14 protein-coding genes are annotated in these 15,956 nt (G+C 59.2%); 7 read left to right on the top strand and 7 right to left on the bottom strand.

Annotated elements, in window-relative coordinates; all coding sequences use genetic code 11:
- The first annotated feature begins 92 nt into the window (after window positions 1–92).
- The 7 genes from VGL38_00185 to VGL38_00155 all read left to right on the top strand — a co-directional run bounded on the left by VGL38_00185 (window position 93) and on the right by VGL38_00155 (window position 10,644).
- Window positions 93–1,514 carry a T9SS type A sorting domain-containing protein gene (locus tag VGL38_00185; protein HEY3293833.1) on the top strand — a complete coding sequence of 474 codons (1,422 nt, stop codon included), beginning with the start codon at window positions 93–95 and terminating at the stop codon, window positions 1,512–1,514.
- Window positions 1,515–1,687: 173 nt separating this feature from the next.
- A complete protein-coding gene (locus VGL38_00180; protein HEY3293832.1) occupies window positions 1,688–2,506 on the top strand; it encodes a hypothetical protein in 819 nt (272 codons plus the stop codon).
- A gap of 368 nt (window positions 2,507–2,874) precedes the next feature.
- Window positions 2,875–5,622, top strand: coding sequence for a DNA polymerase I (gene polA / locus VGL38_00175; protein HEY3293831.1), 2,748 nt, complete (start codon window positions 2,875–2,877; stop codon window positions 5,620–5,622).
- 764 nt (window positions 5,623–6,386) lie between these two features.
- The gene (locus tag VGL38_00170; protein ID HEY3293830.1) at window positions 6,387–6,758 is read left to right on the top strand and encodes a hypothetical protein; all 372 of its coding nucleotides are present in this window, start codon (window positions 6,387–6,389) and stop codon (window positions 6,756–6,758) included.
- Between the two features lie 197 nt (window positions 6,759–6,955).
- Window positions 6,956–8,617, top strand: coding sequence for a hypothetical protein (locus VGL38_00165; GenBank protein HEY3293829.1), 1,662 nt, complete (start codon window positions 6,956–6,958; stop codon window positions 8,615–8,617).
- 165 nt (window positions 8,618–8,782) lie between these two features.
- A complete protein-coding gene (locus VGL38_00160; GenBank protein HEY3293828.1) occupies window positions 8,783–9,991 on the top strand; it encodes an MFS transporter in 1,209 nt (402 codons plus the stop codon).
- On the top strand, window positions 9,988–10,644 hold the full coding sequence (locus VGL38_00155; GenBank protein ID HEY3293827.1) for a DarT ssDNA thymidine ADP-ribosyltransferase family protein: 657 nt from the start codon (window positions 9,988–9,990) through the stop codon (window positions 10,642–10,644). The genes VGL38_00160 and VGL38_00155 overlap by 4 nt, the downstream gene beginning before the upstream one ends.
- A gap of 305 nt (window positions 10,645–10,949) precedes the next feature.
- Here VGL38_00155 and VGL38_00150 read toward each other — a convergent pair whose 3' ends face one another.
- The 7 genes from VGL38_00150 to VGL38_00120 form a co-directional block, all read right to left on the bottom strand.
- Window positions 10,950–11,597: a hypothetical protein gene (locus tag VGL38_00150; protein HEY3293826.1), complete on the bottom strand. Its 648-nt coding sequence runs from the start codon at window positions 11,595–11,597 to the stop codon at window positions 10,950–10,952.
- 206 nt (window positions 11,598–11,803) lie between these two features.
- Window positions 11,804–12,820, bottom strand: a complete 1,017-nt coding sequence (locus VGL38_00145) for a chemotaxis response regulator protein-glutamate methylesterase (GenBank protein HEY3293825.1) — start codon at window positions 12,818–12,820, stop codon at window positions 11,804–11,806.
- Window positions 12,821–12,907: 87 nt separating this feature from the next.
- Window positions 12,908–13,366, bottom strand: coding sequence for a chemotaxis protein CheX (locus tag VGL38_00140; GenBank protein ID HEY3293824.1), 459 nt, complete (start codon window positions 13,364–13,366; stop codon window positions 12,908–12,910).
- Entirely contained in the window at window positions 13,359–13,748 is a 390-nt protein-coding gene (locus VGL38_00135) for a response regulator (GenBank protein ID HEY3293823.1), read from the bottom strand. Before VGL38_00135 ends, VGL38_00140 begins: the two co-directional genes overlap by 8 nt.
- Window positions 13,738–14,598, bottom strand: a complete 861-nt coding sequence (locus tag VGL38_00130; protein ID HEY3293822.1) for an HDOD domain-containing protein — start codon at window positions 14,596–14,598, stop codon at window positions 13,738–13,740. The genes VGL38_00135 and VGL38_00130 overlap by 11 nt, the downstream gene beginning before the upstream one ends.
- The gene (locus VGL38_00125; protein HEY3293821.1) at window positions 14,595–15,095 is read right to left on the bottom strand and encodes a chemotaxis protein CheD; all 501 of its coding nucleotides are present in this window, start codon (window positions 15,093–15,095) and stop codon (window positions 14,595–14,597) included. The genes VGL38_00130 and VGL38_00125 overlap by 4 nt, the downstream gene beginning before the upstream one ends.
- Window positions 15,092–15,949, bottom strand: a complete 858-nt coding sequence (locus tag VGL38_00120) for a protein-glutamate O-methyltransferase (GenBank protein HEY3293820.1) — start codon at window positions 15,947–15,949, stop codon at window positions 15,092–15,094. Before VGL38_00120 ends, VGL38_00125 begins: the two co-directional genes overlap by 4 nt.
- Window positions 15,950–15,956 lie beyond the last annotated feature (7 nt).

The raw sequence follows: 15,956 nt of genomic DNA, 5'->3' as shown, positions 1-15,956 counted from the left end.
TATTTGGTGAACCCGGCGACTGCCGGAAAAGTTTCCTTGAAGCTTTGAACAAGGAATGCATTTCCAGCAAGAAAGTCAACTGCCGAGGTCTTATGAGAATCGTTCTTTTCTGGATGATCCTGCTGCCTGTGGCCACGGCGACGGCGCAGTCCCGCGCAGATTCCGCCTGGGTGCAGCCCTTTGGCGCCACCGGCGAATGCGTGGCCGGCGTGATTCGCCGCACGGCGGATCAGGGCTACTTCTTTGCAGGGACGGAAGCGTCGCCTTCCGGTGACGACGTGCGCGCGGTGCTCACGGACAGCAGCGGGCAGGTGCTGTGGAGCCGCGAATATTGCGGCGCGTTTCCGATGCGGGTGCGAGATGCCCGGCAGACGGCGGCGGGCGACTTTCTTTTGGCGGGAACCACCGCGCCGCTGGCGGCGGATTCGGAACACGCGTTTGTGATGCGCGTGAACGGCGCGGGCGACACGGTCTGGAACCGGGTATTCGATGACACGGTGGGCGGCTTTCATGCCATTCAACCGCTGGAAGACGGCGGCTGTGTGCTGACGGGCTGGACGGCGCCGCCGGACTCGGGCGGGTCAAATGTGGCCTTGATCCGGCTGAATGCCTGGGGCAATGTGGTTTGGAAGCACACTTACGACGAACCGGGCGAGGAGTGGGCGGTGGCGGTGCAGAAGGCGGGGCGCGGCTACCTGATGGTGGGACAGAGCCGCAGCGACACCAATGTGGAGATGCTGCACATTCTCCGTACGGATTCGGCGGGCAATCTGCGCTGGACGAAAGCCTATCCGCTACGGGGACTGAAGCGGATTTACGGTTTCGAACAGGTCGAAGGCGGGGAGTTTGTGATGGCGGGGCTGCGCAATCCGCCTTCGGAGCCGTGCACCTATTTTCTGATGCGGATGGACAGCACGGGGGTGCCGTTGTGGCTGCGCTCCTGTCACTCGGGGTGTGATGCGGCGGAACAGGTGGTGATGAAACCGACCCTCTCGGGCTTTCTCATGACGCGGCTCAATGTCTCGCTGGGCGACCGGGCGCGGCAGATGGAAATCTGGTTTTTTGATCAGGCGGGGGAGTTTCAATACCGCACCTTTTATGACGGCATGGGGTACCGGCGGTGGGAACGGCCCTACGGCTATTGGGAGAGCCGCATCGCGTCGCCATTTGCCGCGGGGATCTATGATTTCTTCGTGGATCCGCATGCGCCCGTCGCAGAGACTGCGTCCATTGTCCCGCAGGCGCCCTTTCCCGAGCGTTCCGAGCGCCATCACCCGCTGGATTCCTTCGGCAATGTCTACTGGGCCAGCTTTACCCTCAATCGCCGGCAATGGGCCAGCATCACGGTCTATGACACTACCGGACGATTGATCCGCACCGTGGCCGACGAAGAGTACGGCAGCGGCAGCCACACCGAAATCTTCGACGGCTGGGCCCTTCCCCCCGGCATCTACTTCCTGCGCGTGAAGACCGAAGAGCTGCAGGAGGTAAAGAAGGTGGTGCTGGTCCGGTAGAAAACGCTGAAAATCTGAAATGCTGAAACGCTGAAGTAAGTCAAGTCTTCTGGGGGCGGGCTCGTGGCCGTCCATTAAAAGGCGGTGTTGGCTGCTTGCAGCCGACCCAGACAACTTACTTGCGTCGGCCTCTGGCCGACTCTTATGCAACCTCAACCTTACAGGAGAGCTTCATGCTGCGCCTGCCATACTTCTTTTTGATCTTTGTCCTGACTGTGTGCGCCTTCGCACAACCGAACAGTGCCGACAGTACATTAAAGGTGCTCTCGGCGCGCGTGGAATTGTTGTCGCATAGAACTGACAGTTTGCAGGGGCAACTTGACAAGCATGCGGTCGAAGAACACTTCTTCGCGAGTGGTTTGGCTGTGCAAACAGGATTGTTCTCGGCGATAGTTGTCATCGGTGTAGCGATTGGTGGATTTCTAACCTTCTCCAGATTCAAAGGTGAAGTAAGTAAGATAACGCAGTTAGCTCAAGAGCGATCACAGGAACTTGCGACGCAGAATAAGGCCTTCGTACAGCAAATCATGTTCGATGTCCAGACATTGAGGCAACAGAGCGTGGAGTTCGAGAGGCAGTCCAAGGAACAACTGACAAACGTCTTCTACACGGCATGGATGGCTTCGGCGAATGTATACCATGCAACGGCGGAAATCGAATCAGACAGGAAGCAATTTGCTCGGGTATTTATGAGCCGACTTTCGGGTGCTTTGGTTCAGAGCTTCTTGACGGCTTATTGCACCGATGCACAGGATCGCGCTGAATCACAACACAAGTATTCGCACCTGCTTGACAAGGCTCTTGAGGCTTTGACCAGCATCAGCGAGGCTCCAGGCCAGATCGAGATACTGCGAAGTTTGCGGCGCGATGCCATATTCCATCTCGATAAGTTGCATGAGTCAGGCGATGAAATTGTGAGAGATATTTGCGGTCAAATGAGGGCAATGCTGACAGAGTATCTAAAGCGCGAACCAGGTGCGGACAGGGCCTGAATCGCAGCGATGACTCTCCAGAGCCCCCACATGCACATATCTGCACGACCGGGTGCCTCTGGAGAGGCACCACGGCGTGATGTGAATGGGCGGCTGTCCGCCTGCGGCGAGATCGCGTTTCACGGACAAGTAGCCAACATCGCAAGATGAACCCGAGGTCCTTCACTGCGTTCAGGATGACAAAGGTTGTTGGGTGGGTTGAAGAGGCGGCCGGGAGGCCGCCGGAAGTAAGGGAAGAATTTCTTTCTTTCAACCGCACCCGGAGGGTGCGGGGTAGTGTGGTTTTGAGGCGGCGTGTTTTGATTTTGGCTTCTTGGCTTCTTTTTTCAGCGTTTCAGAATTTCAGAGTTTCAGCCTTTTAGGTAGTCATGAGCGATCGCTTATTTTTGATTGACGGGTCCGCGCAGATGTATCGCGCGCACTTTGCGTTTATCCGCAATCCGTTGCGGACCAGCCGGGGGGAGATCACCTCGGCGATTTACGGGTTTCTGACGTCTCTGTTCAACCTGATCGAGAACGAGAAGCCGAGCCATATGGCGATTGTCTTCGACACGCCCGCGCCGACCTTCCGCCACAAGACCCTGCCCACCTACAAGGCCACGCGGCAGAAGATGCCCGACGAGCTGGTCAGCCAGCTCGGACGGCTCTATCAGGTGCTGGAGTCCACCGGAATCCGCATCATCTCAAGGCCCGGCTGGGAGGCCGATGATGTGATCGGGACCATGGCTACCGATGCCGAGCAGGAAGGGTTTGAGGTGGTGATGGTCACCGGGGACAAGGACTATCAGCAACTGGTGACCGAGAAGGTGCGGATGTGGAACGCCAAACCGGACGGTGTGGTGCTGATGGGGCCTGAGGAGGTGCAGCAACACTTCGGAGTGCCGCCGGAGAAGGTGGTCGATGTGCTGGCGCTGACCGGGGACACCAGCGATAATGTGCCCGGAGCCGAAGGCATCGGCCCCAAAACCGCCGTCAAACTCATCACCGAGTACGGCTCGCTGGATAAGGTCCTCGATGCCGCGCCTTCCATGAAGCCCTCCAAAATGCGCGAGGCCCTGATCCGGGACCGCGAGAAGGTGCTTTTGGCGCGCGAACTGGTGACCATCGACCGCAAAGCTCCGGTAGAGTTCAAACCCGAAGAACTGACCCTGGGGATGATCTGGAACCCCGAACTGGAGCGGCTGCTGATTGATCTGGAACTCTTCAAGTTGGTCGAAAGGCTCCGCACTGTGTTCGGCGGAACGTCCGCAAAGCACGCTGACACGGGCAGATCCGTCCGCAAGTTCCGCACGGTCTCGACCACCGCGGAGCTTGAAGAACTGGCGGCGCAATGGCAAAAAGAGAAGCCGCTGCTGTCCTTTGACGTGGAGACGACGGGCACCGATCCGATGCGCGCCGAACTGGTGGGCGCGAGCTTCTCGACGGTGGAAGGGGAGGCGGTGTACATCTCGATGGACCATCTGGACGGTCCCGCCAAACCGGGCCGCCGCTTCCTGCGCTTCGGCCACGAGGTCCCCGCCGGAGTTGCAACCTATCTTTCGATTGTGGCGGAAGTCCTCGAAAATTCAAATGTTCCCAAGACCGGACAGAACCTCAAGTACGATGTTCTGGTGTATAAAACCTACGGAATTGAGGTTGAGGGAGTCGCCTTTGACACGATCCTCGCGGCCTATCTGCTGAACCCCGGCGACCGCACGCTCAGCCTCGACAGTCTGGCCAGAGACTACCTCAAGCTGCCCAAGATCGCGACGCAGGAACTGCTGGGCCGGCGCGGCAAGGACCAGATCACGATGCGCGAGGTGGACGTGGAACGGGTCAGTGAGTACGCGTGTGAGGATGCCGATTATGCCCTGCGGCTATCCCATGTGCTCGAACCGTTGCTGGAAAATCAGGGCCGGATCCTCTGCGACATCGAACTGCCGCTGATGCCCGTGCTGTGCGACATGGAATTCACCGGCGTCAAGCTCGACGTGGACCTGCTGCACACCATGAGCAAGGAACTCGAGCGAGATCTCTCACGTATAGAAGAAGATTGCTTCCGGCTGGCGGGCGAGGTTTTCAATCTGAACTCCCCCAAGAAGCTGGCGATGATTCTCTTTGAGAAGCTGAAACTGCCGGTGCAGCGGATGCTGAAGAGCGGGCCGTCCACGGATATCGACACCCTGACGGTGCTCGCGCCGATGCATGAACTGCCCAAACGGTTGATGGATTACCGCATGCTGTCCAAGCTCAAGAACACGTACGTGGATACGCTGCCGGGGCTGGTCCATCCGGATACCGGGCGGGTGCACACGACCTTCAGCCAGACGGTGGCCGCCACGGGCCGCCTGTCGTCGGTCAATCCCAATTTGCAGAATATTCCGATCCGCACCGAGGTGGCGCGGGGAATCCGCGAGAGCTTCGTGGCGGGGACCAAGGGCTGGAAGATGGTCTCGGCAGATTACAGCCAGATCGAGCTGCGGATCATGGCCCATCTGTCCGGCGACGAGCGGATGCTGGAGGCCTTCGAGCGCGGAGGCGATATTCACACCGAGACGGCGGCGCTGATCTTTCAGGTGCCGGTGGGGATGGTGGACGTCAACATGCGGCGGGCGGCCAAGACGGTCAACTTCGGGATTATTTACGGTCAGACCGACTTCGGGCTGGCTCAGGAGTTGGGCCTTCCGCGCCATGAGGCCCGCGTCTTCCGCGAGAACTACTTTGCCCTTTATCCCGGCGTGACGGAGTTCATGCGCCGCACGATTGAGGAGTGCCGCAAGCGCGGTTACGTGGAGACGATCCTCGGGCGGCAGAGAAAGATTCCCGACATCGAAGCGCCCGACCGTCAGGTGCGGCAGTTTGCCGAGCGCACGGCGATCAACACACCGGTGCAGGGCAGCGCGGCGGACATGATCAAGTTGGCGATGATCGCCATTCATCGCCGCTTGAACGCGGAAAAATTTGCCGCAAAAATGCTCTTGCAGGTCCACGATGAACTCGTTTTCGAAGCACCCGACGACGAAATCGAGCGGCTCGCGGAGATGGTGCGGCACGAAATGCAGACTGCGCTCCCGCTGCGTGTACCTGTGATGGTTGAGATCGGCTCGGGTTCAAGCTGGCTTGGTGCTCACGCTTGACTTTTTACCGCAAAGCACTTGCATTTTTATAAATTGTGTTATATATTTCGGGCGTTTGTTCGCCGCACGCGTGTGATGCATGAAGCGCGGACATGTTCTGTGAGCGATGCGAGTCCCTTGACGGCACTCACCCCATGGAACAGCGCGCGCACACGCGCTGTCTCATAGAGAGAATTTTCAGAGTGAGATGCGGTGATGGACACGCGATGACGGACACACGATGTGTCTGATTCGCGGCAGAAGAACCGGTGTGAGCGTCGCGTATTCGACGCCTGTCGAGATGGCGTGTGGCAAGAGCCGCGCGACCATGATTCGCCCGACCGGGGCGTGATCATGCCTCTCGAGATGCTCACCTGAGACCGCCAAATGGGCGCTGATCAAGGGATCGCCGGGTGCGATTCACGATCCGCTCGGCAGAGTCCGAGTGCTTTTTTGAGCGCAATAGAGCCACTTCCGCCGTATTCGGCCCGAAACTTGCTCTATAGGCTAAACTGAAAACGGCACGCAGCGTTCGACGCGCGAGCCAACGTTCGAGAACGATCGTATCGGCCTTCCATCGAAGGCTTGATGATAGAGATGTCGGCCGCGTTGCCTTCGGGTGATGCAGCCCGCAATACCGCCCGGTCCGCCGCACGGACCTGGCGATTACGGCCAGAGGGGAACCCGCGCAGGCGAGGGTAGAGCGTGGTTCCCGGCCAAACAGAAACATCTGTTCGTTCCCGAACGAGTCCCTGCCCTCAATGTTCAGTTCAAGGAGAATGATTATGCCTACGAAAAAGGCAACCGTGAAGAAAGCCGCCCCGAAGAAGGCGACTGCCAAGAAAGCCGCCCCGAAGAAGGCCGTGAAGAAGGCTACCGTGAAGAAGGCTGCCCCGAAGAAGGTCGCCAAGAAGATCGTGAAGAAGGCTACCGTGAAGAAGGCCGCCCCGAAGAAGGTTGCCAAGAAGATCGTGAAGAAGGCTACCGTGAAGAAGGCCGCCCCGAAGAAGGTCGCGAAGAAGGTCGTGAAGAAGGCCACCGCGAAGAAGGCCGCTCCGAAGAAGGCGACGGCAAAGAAGGCCGCCCCGAAGAAGGCAACCGTGAAGAGGGCTGCCCCGAAGAAGGCCGCCAAGAAGGCCATGCCCGCGGCAATGTAACTTTCTATTGCCTTGTTTTCTCGGCGAACCATTTGCCGGCCCGTGGCTTATCGCGTGGCCGGCTTTTGTTATCTGGACCTTGCGAACGATGGCCGGCTGAAGGGGCGCGGGCCGGTTTTAGACCGGCCCCCACCACAAACCCGGGGCTTCGTTGCTGCCTCCAAGGGTCTTCACTTTAGCTTTTTGGATTTTGACCCATGAACCCTGTCAAGGAATTGCGTTCCCATCCCGATCCGGAACGGACACTGGCGCTGCTGCAAAAGCTGGCGGCAACGGCCACGGGCTCCGATGGGCTGCTGACGCTGCACGAACTGCTGCAGTTCTACAAAGCCTATCCCCGGTCCGTGGCTATCCGCCAGTTCTGCGAAGGGGAACTTGGCCGCTTCGGGCAGCGCGTGGCAACACTGAAGAAGACGCCGCGCGCGGAATTGGCACAAACGGGCATTGTCGGAACCGAGATCTACTATCCCTACGATCTGGAGATGGCCCGCTGGCTGATGGCGCGGCTGGGAGATGGGGTGGAGATCGACTGGGAAGCCTATGCTGACCGCGCATCGGACCCGCTGGCGGAGTATTTGCCGCTCTGGATCGAGCCAGCCGAAGGGGATGCCGTGGATGATGCGGACACCACTGCTCAAGGGTTCATAAAGGCCGCTCGCGGGCCGTCCCACGGGACATCTCTGGATTGGGTAGTCGATGCCATTTCCCGCACATTTCCCGGTCCTGCAGGCCAGCAAATTTACAATGCGATGGACCTGTCGCTGCTCATGACCCTGACAGGGGAGGGTCCGTCCCGCACGCTCCTGGAAGATGGCAAACCGCCGAAGTTGTTCCTATGGGACCCGGTAGCGGCCCGTACCAAGTTCGATCTGCTGACGGAGATCAAACGGCCGCTATCTGTACCCGAACCCGTCCCGGCGGCGCGGGGAAGAGCCTTGCTGGACTTGGCTTACGGTACTCTGTTGCCGCGCCTGCGCGAACTGTATCCGGCGATCCACGGCAATCCGGCGGAGGTCTATGATATTCCTTTGGAGCGCGGGATCCGGGTGATCCTGTGGTTTATGGAGCCCCGGTTCCGGTTGCCCCTGGAAGTCGGCTGGGGGCTGGTGGTGCTGAAGAACCATGTGCCCATTGGGTACGGAGCCGGCGGGATGCTGCATGACCGCTCGGAGATCGCCATTAACGTGTTCGACACCTTCCGCGGCGGCGAAGCGGCGTGGCTCTATTCTCAATATGCGCGGATCCTGAACAGTCTCTGCCATGCGCCGTGGCTGGTCACCCGCCGTTACCAACTTGGTTACGAAAATGAGGAAGGCCTGGCCTCGGGGAGTTTCTGGTTCTACGATAAGCTTGGATTTCGTTCGGTCGATGGGGAGATCCGCAAGCTGGCCGATGCCGAACGGGCGCAGATTGCCAAACACAAGGGCTACCGGACACCAAAACGGATTTTGAAAAAGCTCTGTGCGGCGGATGCCGTTCTGTCTCTCAAAGGTGAGTCCGCCGAAAAGTATCGGGAATTCCCGCTGGCCGAAGCCGGGTTGCTGGCATCACGGGTGATTGCCGGAGAGTTCGATGGGGAGCGGCAGAATCTGGAAAACCGGATTTTGAACCGGATGAAGCAGCAGTTCGGATTCTCATACCAAGGCTGGACAGCGCCGGAGAAATCGCGGTTTGCACAAATGGGCCTGTTTGTGTTGGCTATGCCCCGGGTAAATCACTGGACGACTTCGGAAAAGATGACGCTGTTCGATTTCTGCCGCAAAAAGGGCGCACCGCGCGAAGCCGATTATGCGCGGGCATACAGAAAGAACAGGCGGTTCTTTGAGGAACTCCAGCGGATGATCCGAGCGCAGGGATAGTGACCCTGTTCCAAGCGCGCGTCGGACGTGGTGAGGCGGACGTCATTTTGCTTTTTTGTCTTGCTGGCCAACTTTTTTGTTGCTATTTTAGAAGCGGCTGGGGATTCCTCAGCCGCGATCTTTTCTCCGTGTCCGAAGTCTACCTCTAACTCGCAGTCGTCTGCTTTGCACCCCATTTTCGGCGCCTTCGCGGTGCGCAATTACCGCATCTACTGGACAGGTTTCACCCTTTCACTGGTTGGCTCCTGGATGCAGACCCTTGCCCAGAGCTGGCTGGTGTGGGATCTGACGCGGTCAGCCTTCTGGCTGGGAATCGTCGGCGCGATGCCGCAGCTTCCGTCGCTGATTTTAGGCTCCATCGGCGGTGTGATTGTGGACCGCACGGTCAAGCGTACGCTGCTGATCGTCACGCAGTCGGGACTGGCGCTGTGCGCACTGGCGCTGGCGATCTTTACAATGAGCCACCATGTGCAGGTGCTTCAGGTCGTGATTATCGCCGGAGTCACGGGAATTTTCACGGCGGCGGATACTCCGGCACGGCTCTCCTTTGTCAGCGAGATCGTCGGCAAGCAGTATGTGGGCAATGCCATTGCGCTGAACTCCACCACCTTCAATGCCACGCGGCTGATCGGACCTGCCATTGCGGGACTGATTATTCCCTGGGTGGGAGCGGGCGGCTGTTTTTTGATCAATGCGATTTCCTTTCTGGCGATGATCTTCGCGTTGCTTTCGATGCGCGATCTGCCGCCGCCGGTGTTCAGCACAAACCATGCGTCCGTGGCTTCGGAGTGGCGGGAGGCCTTTCAGTATGTGATTCATGCGCGGATTGCCCGCTCGCTGATCCTGAATGTCGCGGTGTTCTCGGTCTTTATCATGTCGTATGTGGTGCTGATGCCGATGTTCGCCGACCAGATTCTGGAATCGGGAGTGCGCGGCCTGGGTGCGCTGATGGGCGCCATCGGGATCGGCGCGCTGATCGGCGGCGTGTATCAGGCGTCGCTGCCGCACAACGCGCGCCGGGGCCGGGTCGTCATCTTCGGCGCGATCGGTCTGTGTATCAGTATTCTGCTCTTTTCGTTTTCCCGCAACTTTGTGCTCTCGCTGCTGATTCTGCCGCTGGTCGGCCTGTCGAGCATCAGCATGCTGGCCTCCACCAATACGCTGTTGCAAACGCTGACGCCGGACCACCTGCGGGGGCGGGTGCTGGGCTTCTATACCACCAGCTTTCTGGGCATGATGCCCATCGGAAGTATGCTGGTGGGATCGGCGGCGACCGAATTCGGCGCGTCCTACACCGTAGCGGCGGGCGCGATTATCTGTCTCATCGTGGCGCTATTAACCCTGGCGCGAAACAAACGGTTGATGGTCGTATGATCCGTTTCTTCTCCCAAGATACGATTGCCCACGAACTCCGGCGGCGCGGCATTCTTCTGCTGCTGCACAGCACGCATCTGTACAAGAACCTGCCGCAGATCATTGCCGACGGCAAGCTGCACACGGTTCGCAGCCTGGAAGAGGCCTACGGCTCGGACGCATCGCGCTATCTGCACGATCCATACCGCTATGAGCGGTTTGCGGTGGGACTGGACTATATCAATGCGTCGCTTTCCATGCCCAATGTGGAACTGCTCTACCGCCGCTCCAGATCGGAATGGACCGCAGACTGGGTACATCTGGCGCTGGATCTGAGTCTGCTTTCGCGGGACCATACGCTCTTCTGCCAAGTCTCGGCGGCGGCGGACATGGGCAAGCATCTGAAGCCCGGCCCGGAAGGTTTGCGCGAGATGTTTGCCGGCAAAGTGGAAGGCCACAAGCGTGATCCTCTGCCGCATAACGTGGCCACTCACCCACAGGCCGAAGTGCTGCTGCATGGCTCGCTGACCCTGGCGGACGTGCGCAAAATTATTGTTCCGAGTGATGCCGTAGGGGCGGAGGTGAAGCGGTTGTGCGATACGCGGGGCCGCACGATGAAGATCGAAACGCTTCCCCATCTCTTCATCTGGCCCAAGTGGATGATCAAATCGTAACACACAAAAGCGGCGACCAATCGGTCGCCGCTTCTCGTTCAAAGTCGGAAAGTGAAATACAGAACCCCCTTCTTATTCCCCCTTTTTCAAAGGGGGAAGGATCAGAGACAAGAGGCTTTCAGCCCCTTACCCGCCCCTAGCGGCGGCCTCCGGCCGTCAGTCCGAAGGACAGCGATTGCTCGCGGGAACCAAGAGGTATTAGGCTTTCTTATAGAGCAAGGCAGAATCGCGCTCAATCCTGCCTCAGCCGGGCATGCGAAGAGAAAAAACGCATGCCGCGGCGACGCGTGAGCGTAAGGGTTCTCTCAGCTTTTCTCTTTAATCCGGGCTTTCTTGACGAAGGCGCGAATCTTGGCTTCGTTGGCGGACATGGTCTTGGCCGGGCCGGTGGTCTTGATGAACCAGTTGCCGGACGGGGTCTCGATGACCGAAGCAATCATCCGCTGGTTGGGCAGATCGGCAGCATCGCCGTTCATTGATGCGGAGCCGAGCTGGGTGCCGGTTACATCGGTGGTCACCACCGTCAGCAAACCAACCATCATGGTATCGGTCTTGGCCACCTGATCGCCGGGCTGGCCCTTGGGGCCGGTGTATTGATTCTGCCAGCGCATGATATTCGCCGCGGCGGAACCGCCCGAGCCGGGGAAGAAGAAGACCGCGAGGACAGCGGGAGCGGTGTCGCCCTTTTCCGCCGCGATGTTAATCTGCGCGAGGCGCATCGAGGAGCCGGGCTCGGCCTTGGTCCACCCGGCGGGGAGCCCGGAGGTCATGTAGTCCAGATCCAGACCGCCCGGAACGGCTGCCGGCGCTTCGTTGGGATTCATTCCGGCATGCGGGTTGTTCTTCATGTCCATGCCCGCATGGGGATTGTCCTTCATATCCATCCCGGCGTGGGGATTGGCCTGAGACATATCCTGCGCGGCTGGCTTATTCTGCTTGCATCCAAATGCCACAAGCATTACCAGAGACAGTAAAATTGCAAGGGTTCTCATTGATCGTGCTGCCAATTTATATGCACCTTTCTTATTACCTACCCAAAAGGTAATATTTTCCGCGAATAAACGCAAGTCCGGACTGATCTATCTGTTGGGCCTATCGAAACGCACAGCGCGGAGCCAAAGACTCCGCGCTGTTGTATTTCAATCTGTAACAAGAAAAATCAGAGCATGGTCAGGATTTCGTCGGTGATGCGAGGCAGCGGAGCAACGCGCTCCACGGCGCCAACCGCGACCGCTTCCTTAGGCATACCGTAGACCACACAGGTGGCCTCATCCTGAGCCAGAGTGCGGGCCCCCGCCTGCTTCATTTCCAGCATGCCTTCGGCGCCGTCCGCGCCCATCCCGGTGAGAATGACGCCAACCGCATTGGGCCCGGCATGGCGGGCGACCGAACGGAAGAGCACATCCACGGCGGGCCGCTGATGGTGGACGCGTGGACCATCCTTCACCGCCACCGAGTAGACCGCACCCGAGCGCTGCAATACCATGTGCATGTTGCCGGGAGCAATGAGCACCAGACCCGGACGGAGTGTGTCCCCGGAAACGGCTTCGCGCACTTCCACCGCGCACAGACCGTTCAGCCGCTCGGCAAACGCCTTGGTGAAGGCTTGAGGCATATGCTGCACCACCACCGTGGCCGGCGCATTGGCGGGATAGCGCGTAAGCACTTCCTTCAGCGCTTCGGTTCCTCCGGTGGAGGCTCCAATGGCGACGATCTTCAGGGTGGTGCGAAGCAGCGGAGGACGCGCCTGCACGGAACTCTCGGCAACAGGCATGGGCTGCCGCAGGCGCGAATTCACCGCGGCCTTGATCTTCTGGCACAGGTCGCGGGACATCTCACCGACGGTATAGGCCTCACCGGGCTTGCACATGACATCCACCGCGCCGATTTCCAGGGCTTCCATGGCCATGTCTCCTCCCTTGGGAGTCAGCGAACTGACGACGATGACCGGCAGCGGATGGTACTTCATCAGTTTCCGCAGGAACGTCAGCCCGTCCATGCGCGGCATTTCCACGTCCAGCGTAAGAACATCCGGAGAAAGCTGCACGATCTTGTCACGCGCCACATAAGGATCGGGCGCTGTGCCGATGACTTGTATCAGCGGGTCGCGTGCCAGCTCTTCGGCGAAGACCTTGCGCACGAGCGCCGAATCATCTACAATCAAAACTTTAATCATAGGACCTTTGAATAAAACGCTGAAATGCTGAAAACCTGAAAGGCTGAAAGAGAAACCGACTTCGCCTCACTGCTGCATCTCATCGCTTCAGATTTTGTTTTCCTGTACTTCCAGGACGGCGAGAGTATTTTCTAAATTGAATGGAATCCGCGCCGCGGCCTGTTCGGTCGCGGCGGCAAGCGCCGTCACATCCACGATCTCCGGCGGGCTGAGGTTGAACACCGGCGCTTCGCCTTGCCAGGCGGTGAGCAGATTGCCGCAGATCATATTCAGCATTTCCTTCAGCGCATCGCGGCCCTTTTCCTCGGCGGAGTCGCCGGGTTCCAGTTCGCCGAGAATATTCTGCGTGAGCAGCGGCAGCACGTCCGTAGCGACGCTCAGTCTCAAAATGCCTGTCGTTGGTCCGGCAAAGGTCATGCTGGCGGTAGTGTCCGGCGGCTGCAAGTCGCCGTCGGCCTCCTGCCAGGGCCAGACGGTCATGAAGGCGGCGGTTTCCAGCACGTGGATTACGGCCGCGCTGGCGGCGTCATTCAGCGGTTCAGACATGAGGCTTTTCTCCCATCACTTTGCCAATCATTTCGGCGACCTGTTCGGGGGTGAACGGCTTGCGGATATAGCCGCTGATGCCGATCTTCTCCAGCTCCTCGACCCGGCTGCTGCTGCCTTCGGTGGAGACCACTACCACCGGAAGCTGCTGCCAGTCGTCGCGTTTCTGGAGTTCGGCAATGAACTGCATGCCGTCCATTACGGGCATATTGATGTCGGTGAAGACCATGTCCGCCCATTTCTCCTCGAGCACCTTCAGAGCCTCGGCGCCGTTGGCGGCCTGATAGACTTCACCGAGCGGCATGCCGCAGAGCCGCAAGGTCCGCGTCAGCACTTCCCGGGTGACGCCCGAGTCGTCCACGATCAGAATGTTATAGGCCATGTGCCTCATCCTCATATAATGCGATGACCGACGGCAGATCATGCGCCGCGGCGGCGCAGAGCGACTCAAAACTTGCGGGAGTCAGTCCGATAGCGCGGGCCGAGCCGCTGTCCACCAGCAGATTCATTTCCTCACTGCCCATGCCCACGCCGATGATTTTGGCAACCGCATTGGCTACATGCACGGCGTCGAGGGCGCTGTTTTCACTGCTTTCCCGCGGGCGATGGTGGTAGGCGATGGCCGTCGCGAGGGCGTCGGGAAATTTCCAGCGCCGCGCGATGACGCCCCCGACCTGCGCATGATCGAATCCCAGGACCGCGCGCTCGGCTTCCACATAGGAGATTCCCCGCTGCTTTGCGACGGCGAAAATATCCTGCTTCAATTCATCGTTGAGATGGCGGGAGAGCACCAGTTTTCCGATGTCGTGCAGCAGCGCGGCGGTGAAAGCCACGGGATGAATACTGGTCTTTGCGTGACGCGGCAGAAGGTCCGCCGCCACAGCGGCCGCCACCGAGTGCCGCCACAGCTCGTCTTCCTCGAGGCTGTAGCCGGGACAGGACTGCGTGAGCTTGCCGCGCACGCTGCGTCCCACCGATTGCTGCAGAATGCGCCCCGCGCCGAGCCGGATGACGGCCTCGCGCACCGTGTTTACGGCCACGCCCGGCGAGTAATACGCCGAGTTGGCCAGCCGCAGGGCATTGGCCGTCAGGGCCGGATCATATTCGATCACTTTGACGAATTCCTGCATGTCCGCGTTCGGGTCGGAAAGCGCCTGCGCCAGCAAAGGCTGGGATGAAGGGATCGGTTCGAGATGATCAATCTCGTTGGAAAGGTCCGCCAGTGAGATCATAGTTCGTAATCCTCTCCGCCGCTGCTAAACCAGACCTTTCCGGTGCCGACTTCCAAAAAGAGAGTGCGCGACACTGTGCCGCCCACGTGTTCTCCCTTGATCAGCACGCCGTTCTGCCAGAAAATCTTGCGCATCATGGTGTGATTGCGCTTGCCGATGGCGAAGAAATCCTTATCATCGAGGAACTGCGCGCCGCCAGCGACCTTGACAATCAGGTGCGGCTTGCTGGCGCCCAGTTCATAGGCTTTCTTGAAGAAAAGCGGGATGGCCACATTGGCGAACATCCAGGGGTTCTCCTGCGCGCGCTGCGGATTCACCGCCGAATCGGGCAGCATAAAATGCAGCAGACCGCCGACCACCGCCACGGGATCATAGATGGTGATTCCGATGCAGGAGCCGAGAGCGTGTGTGACCAGAATCTCCCCGGCACGGTTGGAAAGTTTCATGTCGCCCACGCCGACGATGATCCGCTTTGCGTTTAAAGTGGATAAATTCACGGCTTCTCGTAAATAGTAGGTCTGACGTAGCGAAAGTGGTTTTCCACGCCGGTCAGACTTTCCGAATGACCGACAAACAGCGTGCCGCCGGGGCGAAGCAAATCATAAAACCGGTTCACAAGCCGCGCCTGGGTCGGCTTGTCAAAATAGATCATTACATTACGGCAGAAGATGAAGTCCATCGGGCCCTTCATCGGCCAGGTTTCCATCAGATTCAGCCGCGCGAAGGTCACATGGGCCGTCACTTCCGGACGCACGCGGTACTGCGCGCCGTACGCCGCCCGGACTTCCTGTATGTATTTCTGCCGGATATCGGACGGAATCGGCTTGACACGCTCGGACGAATAGGTGGCGCCGCGGGCGATGCCCAGCACTTTGGTTGACAGATCGGTCGCCAGTACCCGGATGTCGTAGCGCTCGGGCCGGTCCAGATGATGCAGCATCAGCATCGTCAGGCCGTAAGGCTCTTCCCCCGAAGAGCAGCCGGCGCTCCACACGCGGATCTTGTTATCTTCTGTGCGGCGGGCGCGTTCGCTCAGACGCGGCAAGGTGGTCTTGACGACATAATCGAAGTGCTGGGATTCCCGCCAGAAGGCGGTAAGGTTGGTGGAGAGCGCATCGAGCATCGTGACCAGTTCACCCTGCGTCTGCTCCTCGCGCACATATTTCAAATAGTCGCCGACGCTCTTCATGCCGAGCTGGCGGATCCGTTTTCCCAGCCTTGCCACGACCAGTTCACGCTTGCCTTCATGCAGGTGAATGCCGGACAATTCGTGGACGATCTGCGTGACTTTTTTATAGTCACTGTCACTGAGCGAGACCGGGGCGAGGATTTCCGGGGGTGTCGAGGACATAGAATCT

The organism is bacterium (assembly GCA_036504735.1).
Lineage (GTDB): Bacteria > Electryoneota > RPQS01 > RPQS01 > RPQS01 > DASXUQ01.
This window is presented reverse-complemented; position numbering and strand designations above follow the sequence as displayed.